Source organism: Neobacillus oceani (assembly GCF_046237595.1).
GTDB classification, from domain to species: Bacteria; Bacillota; Bacilli; order Bacillales; family Cytobacillaceae; genus Bacillus_D; species Bacillus_D oceani.
The window spans coordinates 3,019,306-3,031,637 of the sequence record NZ_CP143543.1 but is presented as its reverse complement, the minus strand read 5'-3'; the positions used below and the strand labels follow the sequence as shown (position 1 = coordinate 3,031,637).

At 46.8% G+C, this 12,332-nt stretch carries 13 protein-coding genes; 12 read left to right on the top strand and 1 reads right to left on the bottom strand.

Annotated features, from left to right (window positions below):
• Positions 1–217 precede the first annotated feature (217 nt).
• From mltG to V1499_RS15330, 8 genes are all read left to right on the top strand, one after another.
• Complete coding sequence (mltG, locus tag V1499_RS15365) at positions 218–1,354, top strand: endolytic transglycosylase MltG (protein ID WP_409270757.1); 1,137 nt, start codon at positions 218–220, stop codon at positions 1,352–1,354.
• A 258-nt stretch (positions 1,355–1,612) separates the two neighbouring features.
• Positions 1,613–2,254, top strand: coding sequence for an O-methyltransferase (locus tag V1499_RS15360; RefSeq protein ID WP_409270756.1), 642 nt, complete (start codon positions 1,613–1,615; stop codon positions 2,252–2,254).
• 5 nt (positions 2,255–2,259) lie between these two features.
• Positions 2,260–3,189, top strand: a complete 930-nt coding sequence (locus V1499_RS15355) for a peptidase U32 family protein (protein ID WP_409270755.1) — start codon at positions 2,260–2,262, stop codon at positions 3,187–3,189.
• A 16-nt stretch (positions 3,190–3,205) separates the two neighbouring features.
• Positions 3,206–4,474 (top strand): peptidase U32 family protein, encoded by a 1,269-nt coding sequence (locus tag V1499_RS15350; RefSeq protein ID WP_409270754.1) that lies wholly within the window; start codon positions 3,206–3,208, stop codon positions 4,472–4,474.
• A 1-nt stretch (position 4,475) separates the two neighbouring features.
• Positions 4,476–5,111: a uridine kinase gene (udk, locus tag V1499_RS15345; RefSeq protein WP_409270753.1), complete on the top strand. Its 636-nt coding sequence runs from the start codon at positions 4,476–4,478 to the stop codon at positions 5,109–5,111.
• 228 nt (positions 5,112–5,339) lie between these two features.
• Complete coding sequence (greA, locus tag V1499_RS15340; RefSeq protein ID WP_409270752.1) at positions 5,340–5,816, top strand: transcription elongation factor GreA; 477 nt, start codon at positions 5,340–5,342, stop codon at positions 5,814–5,816.
• 61 nt (positions 5,817–5,877) lie between these two features.
• A complete protein-coding gene (locus V1499_RS15335) occupies positions 5,878–7,635 on the top strand; it encodes a peptidoglycan D,D-transpeptidase FtsI family protein (RefSeq protein WP_409270751.1) in 1,758 nt (585 codons plus the stop codon).
• 75 nt (positions 7,636–7,710) lie between these two features.
• Entirely contained in the window at positions 7,711–8,382 is a 672-nt protein-coding gene (locus V1499_RS15330; protein ID WP_409270750.1) for a YrrS family protein, read from the top strand.
• 28 nt (positions 8,383–8,410) lie between these two features.
• On the opposite strand, the gene V1499_RS15325 is transcribed toward V1499_RS15330, so the two are convergent.
• The gene (locus V1499_RS15325) at positions 8,411–8,617 is read right to left on the bottom strand and encodes a DUF2536 family protein (protein ID WP_316571921.1); all 207 of its coding nucleotides are present in this window, start codon (positions 8,615–8,617) and stop codon (positions 8,411–8,413) included.
• 178 nt (positions 8,618–8,795) lie between these two features.
• Here V1499_RS15325 and V1499_RS15320 point away from each other — a divergent pair, with 178 nt between their 5' ends.
• The 4 genes from V1499_RS15320 to V1499_RS15305 are packed head-to-tail and all read left to right on the top strand — an operon-like array spanning position 8,796 to position 12,230.
• The gene (locus V1499_RS15320) at positions 8,796–9,434 is read left to right on the top strand and encodes a class I SAM-dependent DNA methyltransferase (RefSeq protein ID WP_409270749.1); all 639 of its coding nucleotides are present in this window, start codon (positions 8,796–8,798) and stop codon (positions 9,432–9,434) included.
• Between the two features lie 18 nt (positions 9,435–9,452).
• Entirely contained in the window at positions 9,453–10,148 is a 696-nt protein-coding gene (mtnN, locus tag V1499_RS15315) for a 5'-methylthioadenosine/S-adenosylhomocysteine nucleosidase (protein ID WP_409276310.1), read from the top strand.
• Positions 10,149–10,171: 23 nt separating this feature from the next.
• Positions 10,172–11,095, top strand: coding sequence for a PLP-dependent cysteine synthase family protein (locus V1499_RS15310; RefSeq protein WP_409270748.1), 924 nt, complete (start codon positions 10,172–10,174; stop codon positions 11,093–11,095).
• Between the two features lies 1 nt (position 11,096).
• Entirely contained in the window at positions 11,097–12,230 is a 1,134-nt protein-coding gene (locus V1499_RS15305; protein WP_409270747.1) for a bifunctional cystathionine gamma-lyase/homocysteine desulfhydrase, read from the top strand.
• The last annotated feature ends 102 nt before the right edge of the window (positions 12,231–12,332 follow it).

Sequence of the window (12,332 nt, the reverse complement as noted above, 5' to 3'; positions counted from 1 at the left end):
TTTGATTTTTGGTAAACGACACGTGGAAATCAACAGAAAGAAAATCTGCAGGAATCACCTCCAGGATACAACCTTGGCGGGTGAAATTGACAAGAAAAACAACTTGTGCTGAAATGGAGACGGTAGTTTTTTATTAAAGTAGTGTATAATAGGCAAAATGCAGTGACCAATTCATAGTGGAAGGCAGGTCCTGTCGCAAACAGGAGGGGGAAGCAGAATGTCTGCTGATTCAAAAAATACAAAAAAGGATTTAATCCGCAAAAAAATGATCGAGCACCAGAGCGAAGCGAAAATTGTCAGGAAAATTGTCCTATCGATTTCGCTTGCATTCATTATACTCGTTGGCTTAATCGGTGGCGGAGGTTATTTGTATGTTAAGTCGGCCCTCGAGCCTGTAGACCCGTCCAGCAATGAAATCAAGGAAGTTGCCATTCCCATTGGTTCCTCGGTTTCGGGGATTGCCGAGACACTTGAAAAGAATGGGATTATTAAAAATGCCCGAATTTTCAAGTATTATGTAAAGTTTAACAATGAGTCGGGTTTCATGGCCGGCGATTATAAAATGACGCCATCAATGACCATCCCCGAAATCACCAAAAGCCTGAAAACCGGCAAAGTGGTCTTAAAGGAAAAGCACAGGCTGACTGTACCGGAAGGGAAACAGCTTGCTGAAATCGCGGGCTTGATGGCAAAGGTAACTGGACAAACCCAAGAAGAGGTACTCCAAAGGCTTAATGACCGTGAATTCGTCAATAACCTTATGAAAAAATACCCCGACTTGCTGACGAATGAAATTCTTGGAGAAAAAATTAAATATCCGCTCGAAGGCTATCTTTTTCCGGCAACATATCCAATTACAAAGGAAAATACCTCGGTCGATGAGCTGGTTTATGAAATGCTTGATAAGACAAAAGCTATGCTGTCCCCTTATTCGAAACTTATGAAGGAAAAGGAATATACAGCCCATAAGCTTTTGACGATGGCTTCCCTTATTGAGGAAGAGGCAACTGAAAAGGCGGACCGCCACAAAATTTCAAGTGTTTTCTTTAACAGGATTGAGGCGGGAATGCCGCTGCAGACTGACCCGACTGTACTGTATGCGCAAGGAAAACATAAGGATCGGGTCCTTTATAAGGATCTCGAGGTCGATTCTCCGTACAACACGTATAAATATGCGGGAATGCCGCCAGGACCAATCGCCAATGCGGGTAAAATGTCGATCGAGGCGGCTCTGAATCCTGAGGATACAGATTTTTATTATTTCCTTGCTTCAAAAGACGGGCAAGTCCATTTTTCAAAAACACTTCAGGAACATAACCGATTAAAGGCCAAATATATTACGAATAACAATTAAGGCAAGACGGGGAAAAAACGTGGATTTTCCCCGTTTTTTGTGGTAAAATTGTTCAAGTGTTTTATATATATAAGGGGCCAAGCCCCTTTCAAGAAGAATTACGTGACAGGAAAGAGGGGCGGATCCCCTTGAAAATAAACAATAGCGTCCTATACGGCAAGCCGGCCTCGCCGGATGCATACCCGTTATGCTTCTTGCTGTGAACGCTATTTTTTCATGTTTAAAGAAGTACATGCCATAAACTTCGGAGTGGTAAATGTGTTGGATGAAAAGCTGCAAATGTATTTAGAAAGCCTGCTCCCTCGTCGGAAAGGTTTATTCGCTGAAATGGAGGAATATGCGAGGGAACACCATGTTCCAATCATGGAGCCGGCGGGCATGGAAGCTCTCCTCCAAATATTGAGGGTCCATAACCCGAAAAGAATACTTGAAATTGGGACTGCCATCGGCTATTCGGCCCTCCGAATGGCGGATGCCCTTCCTGATGCGACAATCATCACGATTGAACGGGACGAGGAGCGGTACAGTGTTGCCCGGAAAAATGTAGAGGCCGCCGGCGCATCCGGCCAGGTCGAATTACTATTTGGCGATGCCCTCGAAGCCGCCGGCGAAGTGGAATCCTTCGCGCCATTTGATGCGATTTTCATAGATGCAGCCAAGGGACAGTACCAAAATTTCTTTTCCCTTTATGAGCCGTTTCTCCGGGCAGGAGGAATCATGATTACGGATAATGTTCTATTCAAAGGGCTTGTATACGAAAGTGAAGCGGAGAACGGAAGGCTTGGGAAACTTGCACGCAAAATACATGGCTATAATGTTTGGCTTACAGGGCTTGAGGACTATGTGACAACGATTTTCCCTGTTGGCGACGGAGTGGCGGTCAGCTATAAAAAGAGGTGAAGGAAATGAAGAAACCGGAATTGCTTGTAACACCGACAAGCATCGAGGATATAGTGCCGCTGGCGGATGCCGGGGCGGATGCCTTTATTGTTGGCGAAGAAAGGTACGCCCTTAGGCTCGCGGGCGAGTTCAGCCGTGAAGATGTCAAGGAAGCGATCAGGCTTGGCCATTCAAAAGGGAAGAAAGTGTATGTGTCGATGAACGCCATTTTCCATAATGACAAAGTGGAAGAATTAACGGATTACCTTGCTTTTGCCAAAGATGCCGGGGCGGATGCGGTGGTTTTCGGGGATCCGGCTGTTTTGATGGCTGCCCGTGAAGCCGCGCCGACTATGAAGCTCCACTGGAATACCGAAACGACTGCAACGAACTGGTACACATGCAATTATTGGGGCAGGAAAGGCGCCAAACGGGCTGTTCTCGCACGGGAAATCAATATGGATGCAATTGTTGAAATAAAGGAAAAAGCTGAAGTGGAAATCGAGGTTCAAGTACATGGGATGAGCTGCATGTTCCAATCAAAGCGGTCATTGCTGGGCAATTATTTCCTTTATCAAGGCAAGGAGATGGAGATTGAAAATCGCAGGCTTGAAAAGGACATGTTCCTCCATGACGAAGAGCGCGGTAACAAGTATCCGATTTTTGAAGACTCAAATGGGACTCATATTATGAGCCCGAATGATATTTGCATCATTGATGAGCTGCAGGACATGATGGATGCCGGAGTTGACTCTTTTAAAATAGATGGGATTTTGAAATCCCCCGACTATATTGTCGAGGTGACACGCCTTTATAGGAAGGCGATAGACCTCTTTTTTGAAGATCCGGATAAGTATGAAGACGCCAAAGGCGAACTTCTGGAAAGAATCGAGGAAATCCAGCCACCGTCGAGGCCGCTTGATACCGGATTCTTCTTTAAGGAAACGGTTTATTAAAAGGAGGTAGTTGGCCGTGAGCGCGGTGAAGGATAGAATATCAGAAATTATTGATGGCAAGCGCGTAATTGTCAAAAAACCCGAGCTCCTTGCCCCAGCCGGGAACCTTGAAAAGCTGAAAGTCGCCGTCCATTATGGAGCGGATGCAGTCTTTATCGGCGGCCAGGAATACGGCCTCCGTTCCAATGCGGATAATTTCACTTTTGAGGAAATGAAGGAAGGCGTGGAATTCGCTAAAAAATATGGCGCGAAAATATATGTAACAACGAATATCTTCGCCCATAACGAAAACATTGATGGCCTTGAAGAATACCTCATGGGCCTTAAAGAGGCGGGCGTAGCCGGCATTATCGTGGCAGATCCCCTCATCATCGAAACATGCCGCAGGGTGGCACCGGGCGTTGAAGTGCATCTCAGCACCCAGCAATCCCTATCAAACTGGAAGGCTGTCCAGTTTTGGAAGGAAGAAGGGCTTGAACGCGTTGTCCTTGCCCGGGAAACGAGCGCGGAAGAGATTCGCGAGATGAAGGAAAAAGTGGATATTGAAATTGAAACGTTCATCCATGGGGCAATGTGCATAGCGTATTCAGGCCGTTGCACACTTAGCAACCATATGACCGCCAGGGATTCGAACAGGGGTGGATGCTGCCAATCATGCCGGTGGGATTATGATTTGTATAGGCTCGAAGGAAAAGGGGAAAAGCCTCTATATGGCGCGGAAGATGCGCCTTTTGCCATGAGCCCAAAGGATTTAAACCTTCTTGAATCCATCCCGAAAATGATTGAACTTGGTATTGACAGCCTAAAAATAGAAGGCAGGATGAAATCAATCCATTATATTGCGACTGTCGTAAGTGTATACCGTAAAGTGATTGATGCGTACTGCGCCGATCCGGATAACTTCTCGATTAAGCAGGAATGGATCGAGGAGCTGGACAAGTGCGCCAACAGGGAGACGGCTCCAGCATTCTTTGAAGGCGTGCCAGGGTATAAAGAGCAAATGTTTGGCAATCATAGCAAAAAGACAAGATTCGATTTTGCCGGCCTTGTCCTTGATTATGACAACGAGTCCAAAATTGTGACCCTGCAGCAGCGGAATTTTTTCAAGCCAGGTGATGAAGTTGAATTTTTCGGCCCCGAAATTGAAAATTTCAACGCTGTGATTGAAAAGATTTGGGATGAGAATGGGAACGAGCTTGACGCCGCCCGCCATCCATTGCAAATCGTTAAATTCCAGCTGGACAGGCAAGTATACCCGAACAACATGATGCGGAAGGAGAACTAGCATGGAACGCAAACCAGTTGTCATCGGGGTGGCCGGAGGGTCCGGATCGGGCAAAACGTCCGTTACAAAAGCGATTTTTGACAGCTTCAAGGGCCATTCAATTCTGATGATCGAACAGGACTATTACTACAAAGACCAAAGCAACATTCCATTTGAAGAACGCCTTAAAACAAACTATGACCACCCGCTTGCTTTTGACAATGACTTGTTGATTGAGCATTTACAAATGCTCCTCCGCAGGGAGCCGATTGAAAAGCCGGTCTATGATTATTCACTGCACACAAGATCGAAAAAAGTCATCCATGTCGAGCCAAAGGATGTCATTATTCTTGAAGGAATCCTCATCCTTGAGGATGAACGTCTCCGCAACTTGATGGATATCAAGCTGTTTGTCGATACTGATGCGGATATCCGGATTTTGAGGAGGCTGCAGCGTGATATAAGGGAACGGGGAAGAACAGTGGAATCGGTAATCGACCAATATGTTAACGTTGTAAGGCCGATGCATAATCAGTTTATCGAGCCGACAAAGCGCTATGCGGACGTCATTATACCAGAAGGCGGTCACAATCATGTTGCGATTGATTTAATGGTAACAAAAATTCAAACTATTCTTGAACAAAAGTCTATTTTATGAAACAATAGCATAGAAATAGTTAAATGGAAATTTATTTCCGGGTAACCAGGTCCGGCAGGCTTTGGGAGTGTGGATGGATTTTTCCAAACTCCACCGCCGTGCTCTGTTCCCCGGGCAAATGGAGAGGCGGCCTTGTACAGGCTGGCCTCCTTTTATAGGAGCGGGAATCCTCTCCTTACATATGAAAAAAGAAAAGTATGATTGCACAGAATAGAAGGAGTGAACACATTGGCAACAGAGAAAGTATTTCCAATGACCCAGGCTGGTAAAGATAAATTGATTCAGGAGCTTGAACACTTAAAAACAGTCAAGCGCAAAGAAGTTGTGGAACGCATTAAAATTGCCCGCAGTTTCGGCGACTTGTCCGAGAACTCGGAATATGATTCCGCGAAGGAAGAGCAGGCATTTGTAGAAGGGCGGATCACCACACTTGAAAATATGATCAGGAACGCTAAAATCATCGATGAAAGTGATATCGCCGGCGATTCTGTGACACTTGGCAGGAGCGTTACATTCGTGGAGCTGCCTGATGGGGACGAAGAAACGTATACGATTGTGGGCAGCGCGGAAGCCGACCCGTTTGAAGGGAAAATTTCCAATGACTCGCCGATTGCCAAAAGCCTGATGGGCAAAAAAGTTGGCGATACTGTATCCGTCCAAACACCGGGCGGGGAAATGACCGTCAAAATTACATCGATTAAATAGGATTGAATATGTGTTTGAAATAAAGGCATCTCGTCAAAGCTTTTGACGAGGTGTTTTTTTTATGAGGAGAAAACGTATTTTGGCAGTCGGAATCCTGTCTATTTTCAGTATTTTTCTGTTGCTTTGCCGCCTGGCTCAAATTCAACTGGTTCAGCCTGAGAGTTTTTCGAACCGGCATATCAACCTGGTTGAAGAAAGTGTCAGGCAAAGGGCCCAAATAGCCCCGTTGGATAATGGGAGGGGGGACATCCTTGACCGGAACGGCAACCCCATTGGCCAAAAGACAATTCCCGTCCTAATTTTATTTCCTTTTTTAAAAAACATGGAATGGGGAGCAGAGGAGGTTGCCCAGATTGTTGGGTTACCCGCGCAGGATTTGCTAGATAGCGTTAAACAGGCAAAAAAGCCGTTCGTATTTGGGACTCCCACCCCCATCCAATTATCGACAAACGAAGTTATCGAAATCAATGCATTGAAAATACCCGGGGTTTTTGCCGTCGAACGGAAAATACCGGATGAATTTATCCCGGGAAGACAGCTGCTCGGCATCGTGGGAGAAAATGAGCGTGAAGCGAGGAAGCGCTATCCGGACAACCGTCTTTCCCCCAGGACTCCAATCGGCGTATCCGGCCTTGAAAAGAGTTTCGATCCCTTTTTAATAGGTGAGGGTGATGCAAGCCTTGTCTACCATGTCGATGGCAAGGGAAATCCCTTGTTTGGCGCGAATGTTAAAATGAGAGCGGAGCGAAATCAATTTTATCCGGCCAATATTCGTACGACCATTGACCTTGAGATTCAAAAGAAGGCGGAACAGCTTGTTGACAGCCATGGTATAAAAAAAGGCGGCATTGCCCTGCTGGATATTGAGACTAACAGCATTCTCGCGCTTGTCTCACGTCCCGCCGCAAAACCCGGCAACCCCTTTGGCAATGGCGGACTTGAAAATGTGATGCTGAAGGAACAAATTATGGGATCTGTTTTTAAAACTGTGATTGCCGCAGCCGCCATTGAAAATGGTCTTGGCGAATCATCAAGGCTTTTCGATTGCAGCAGGAAAGTGAATGGGCAGCCCGATCCGAATCATAAGTATGGAATGAGGAATTTTTCAGAGAGCTTTGCGATTAGCTGCAATTACACATTTGCGAAACTTGCAAGAGAGCTGAAGGCTATCAACCCCGGCTTGATCGAGGAGTACGCATCCATGCTTTCCCTTACAGGCGGAGCGGGATGGGAAGGGAATGTATTTCATTTTTCACATTTCCGACAGCTGGAGGGTGAGGAGAGCGGGCGTGTTTTTTTAAAAGAAAGCGAGCGGGAGGACGACAATTTCGTTTCGCTTACCGGTATTGGCCAAAAAGAAGTCAGGGCGACACCGTTGGCAGTGGCAAATATGATGGCGACCATCGCCAGGAACGGTGAAAAACAGCATGTTCGGGCTGTTTCGGCGATTGAATACAAAAACGGGACAACGATGTTTGAATTTCCGCAAACGGAGATAGGCGGGAAGACGGTGTCACCGGAAACGGCCCGCACGCTGCAGCAGTTGCTGAGAAATGTGGTGGTAAATCGCGAAGGGACAGGCAGATGGTTTTCATCCCTCCCTTTTGAGGTCGCCGGGAAATCCGGAACAGCGGAAACCGGAAAGTATTTCGGGAATGACCAATTGCATAATAAATGGTTTGCAGGGTATTTTCCGTACGGGAAACCGAAATATGCCCTCGTTACTGTCAACCTCGATGTTAATGAAAACGAAGGAGGCGTAAATCCCCTTTTCGCCGATATGGTAAACTATTTGCATAGCCTGAACCAGCTTGATTAGGAAAAGGTTATATCTTTCATCTTTCCTGCATCTCATGATAGAATAATGTCAATCTTTCTTAGGGAGGCCTAGTCAATGGATGAATATTCAAATAGATCGCGTTTGCGATACCGAGAGAAAAGAAAAAAGACCAATATCATTTTAAATAGCTTAATTGCAATTGTTATTCTTCTTATTCTGGTTGTTGGATTTTCCATCTTTGCGGGAAATGATGATGCCGCGCCGAAGAATCCGGACAAAACGCAAGCTGGACAAAAGGCGGGCAGTCCGGATAAAAACAGCGGGAACAATGGGGAAAGTGGGGGCCAGGACTCCACCCATGGCGATGGGACGGATGATAAGAGCCAGGATGATGATGAAAGCGAAACAGATGAGGATACTGGCGATGAAGAGGGTGAGCCCGTCATAACAGAGGGCGGAAGCTCCCCGAATGTAAAAAGGACGATTGAAAATCAGGATTGGAAGCCTGTTGGCACAAGCCAGACCGGCGACCATCAAGTAGTTGTCGACAGCAGTTCCCCAGATTGGGATGAAATGCACACGGCGCTCGCCTATGCCATCGGTACGGACAAGAACAATATGACAACATGGTGGCTTGAAAGGGACAAGAGCAAAGAAGGCGGGGCAATTGGAACGGTAACGGCGAAAGGTAGCGACCAGGCTTACCGGGTATATATCGAATGGGTTGATGGTGAAGGCTATAAGCCTGTTAAAGTCGAAGAATTGTATGAAAACGATAAAAAATAATAATAGCAGGGGCTGATGAATGCCCTTGCTATTTTTTTAGCTTAAAATGCACCGCGGCAGAGAAATACGATTTTCCTTCTTCATTCACATGCATTTGGTGTGAAACCGAATGGACACGCAGCATAATCGCCTTGTTCACTTCAATCTGCGAGGCTATCTTCTTTTCAAGGGTTTTCAGATCAGCCGCCTCAAAAAATTCAATTTTATCCTCAATCAGGTCAAACTGCAGATTCACCGGAATCCCTCCCCTTGTTTAGTCTCTTCTATTTTAGCCCTACAATGGAAAAGTCGCAATTCGGCTGTTGAAGAATTGGAGAGGATATGGTAAATTGGGAACAAGGTTCGTTTTAATTCATAGTATATCAATAGGAATTATGTGTTTAAAATTTAAAACATATGGAGCGTGCATATAAATGGGCAGGGAATTTCTTGATTTATTCGAGGTTTGGGCGGAATCCTATGACGAAAGTGTTGAAGGCCATGATAAGGAGTATGAGGAAGTATTCAGGCATTACAGCAGGATCCTGGATACAGTGGCGGACCGTTCGATCGGGCACGTCATCGAATTCGGGGTCGGCACCGGGAATTTGACGAGCAGGCTGCTGGATAGAGGGCTAAAGGTAACCGGAATCGAACCCTCCCCTGCAATGAGGAAAATAGCGGAGTCAAAACTTTCTGGAAGAGCAACAATCCTTGATGGAGATTTCCTGACGTTCCCCGAGGTTGAAAACCCCTTTACTCTCGTAAGCACCTATGCCTTCCACCATCTGACCGACGAGGAAAAACGGGAGGCTGTAGCCCTTTATGGAAAACTTTTGCCGAACGGTGGTAAAATAGTATTTGCGGATACAATGTATGAATCTGCCGAGGCGTACAAAGGCGCTATCGATAAGGCGAAAGAAAATGGCTTCCATAACCTGGCTGCAGACCTTGAACGGGAATATTACACAACCATTCCTGTCCTAAGGGCGATTCTGGAAGAGAACGGCTTTCGGGCCAGCTTTTCCAGATGCAATGACTTTGTCTGGTTGATGGAAGGTGAAAAAACTTAGAAAAAGAGAGGTTTCATGATGAAAATTGCCATTATTGGAGCGATGGAGCAGGAAGTCGCGTTATTAAGGAACAATATCGAAGGGAAAACCCGCGAGGTCATCGCAGGCTGTGAATTTACTTTAGGCAAAATGGATGGGGTGGACGTCATCCTTCTTCGTTCCGGCATTGGGAAGGTGAATGCGGCGATGTCGACCGCCATCCTATTGGAAAGATTCAAACCTGACTGCGTCATCAACACGGGTTCGGCGGGAGGGTTCGATCCTTCCCTTGAAGTTGGCGACGCAGTTATTTCGACCGAGGTTCGCCACCATGATGTCGATGTTACTGCATTTGGCTATGAATATGGACAGGTTCCTGAGCTTCCTCCAGCATTTATAGCGGATGAAAAGCTTGTTGCAATTGCTGAAGCCGCAGCGGCTGAAATTGAAGATATCCAGATCGTCAAAGGGATGATTGCGACAGGTGATTCTTTTATGGAGGATCCGGTAAGAGTTGAATTTGTAAGGACAAAGTTCACGGGATTGCAGGCGGTTGAAATGGAAGCAGCCGCGATTGCCCAGGTTGCCCATCAATTCAATGTGCCGTTTGTCATTATCCGTTCCCTTTCTGATATCGCGGGCAAGGAATCGAATGTCTCCTTTGACCAGTTCCTTCATAAAGCGGCCCTCCATTCGGCAACGCTAGTCATGAAAATGGTATCGGCTCTTAAATAGAAGCAGCGGGATGGGGGAGAAAAATGCAGGTTTATAGCAGCGTCCATGAATTGATTGGGAATACGCCTATTGTGGAAATAAAATCCTTTTCGCTTCCGGAAGGGGTCAGGATTTTTGCAAAGCTTGAGTTTATGAATCCTGGCGGGAGCGTCAAGGACAGGCTCGGCATGGAATTGCTTCGTGAAGCATTCGAAACTGGAAAATTGAAGGAAGGCGGAACGGTCATTGAACCGACCGCAGGAAATACAGGCATCGGGCTAGCCCTTGCAGCCATTAATAGAGGCATTAAGGTGATTTTTTGCATCCCCGCGAAATTCAGCCTTGAAAAGCAGGAGCTCATGAAAGCGCTAGGTGCGAAAGTTGTCCACACACCCACCGAAGAGGGAATGAAGGGCGCGATCAAAAAAGCGAAGGAAATGGTCGACGAGATTCCTGGCTCCTATTGCCCTCAACAGTTTGAGAACCCTGCGAATCCGGAAACATATTACAAAACACTTGGCCCCGAACTTTGGGAGCAGATGGATGGAGATATTGGTGTATTTGTAGCGGGCGCGGGATCAGGCGGCACCTTCATGGGGACCGCCCGTTACCTGAAGGAAAAAAATAAAGACATTAAAACTGTCATTGTCGAGCCCGAGGGTTCAATCCTGAACGGAGGCGAGTCCGGCCCGCATAAAACAGAGGGCATTGGCATGGAAATGCTACCCGGCTTTATGGACACAAACTATTTTGATGCAATCCATACTGTTCTTGATGTAGATGCTTTCGGCTTAGTCAAGGAACTAGCCGCCAAAGAAGGGCTGCTCGTCGGAAGTTCATCAGGGGCCGCTTTCCATGCTGCGCTTCAAGAAGCCAAAACTGCCGCGCAGGGAACAAATATCCTCGTGATTTTTCCGGATGGAAGCGAGCGCTACTTAAGCAAAAAAATCTATGAAGGCGGGATATAAGTTGAAAAGAAAAACGAAAATGATTCACGGAGGCATACCGATCGATCCATTCACGGGAGCCGTTTCCGTACCAATTTACCAGGTTAGCACATACAAGCAGGAGGGCGTCGGGGGCCATAAAGGCTTTGAATACTCCAGGACCGGCAACCCGACAAGGCATGCCCTTGAAGAACTGATTAAAGATCTTGAAGGCGGACATGCGGGCTTTGCTTTCGGTTCGGGGATGGCCGCGATGACGGCTGTCATGATGCTTTTCAATTCAGGCGATCATGTTATCTTGACAGACGATGTCTACGGCGGCTCTTATCGGGTCATGACAAAGGTTCTGAACCGTTTGGGCATTGACAGTACTTTTGTGGACACTAGCAATCTTGAAAACATTGAAAAAGAAATCAAGCCGAATACTAGAGCTATCCATCTTGAAACGCCAACAAATCCGCTTATGAAGATCACAGATATCGAGGGAGTTGCGAAGCTAGCGAAAGAACATGGGCTCCTGACTATTGTCGATAATACGTTCTCGACCCCTTATTGGCAAACTCCAATCGAACTTGGAGCGGACATTGTCCTCCACAGCGCGACGAAATACCTTGGCGGCCATAGCGATGTTGTCGCGGGCCTTGCAGTCGTGAACAGCGAAAAGCTGGCCCAAGAGCTTCATTTCGTCCAAAACTCAACCGGAGGCGTACTTGGGCCTCAGGATTCGTGGCTTATGATGCGCGGGATGAAAACACTCGGAATCCGGATGGAACAAAGCGAAGCCAGTACAAAGGCAATCGTTGAATTCCTAGTCAACCATCCGGGGGTAAAAAAGGTCTTTTATCCGGGACTGGAAACCCATCCAAATCATGCAATTGCCAAGAAGCAATCGCGTGGTTTCGGCGGTATGGTATCATTTGATGTAGGCAGCGCGGAAAAGGCCGATGAACTGCTTGGCAAGGTTAAATACTTTACTCTTGCAGAAAGCCTTGGTGCTGTAGAAAGCCTCATTTCTGTTCCCGCGCGGATGACCCATGCATCAATCCCGGCTGAAAGACGCGCCGAACTGGGCATTACGGATGGCCTCGTCCGGATTTCCGTCGGAATCGAGGACGCCGAGGATCTCATCGAGGATCTTAAAAACGCATTGGAATAGCAAATTGCAACGCCGGCCTCGCCTTGGGGCCGGCGGTTTGTTTATCAAAACCTAAGATGATTCACAATAAATTAGCGTTTAGTGACAACCAATTGGCAAAAC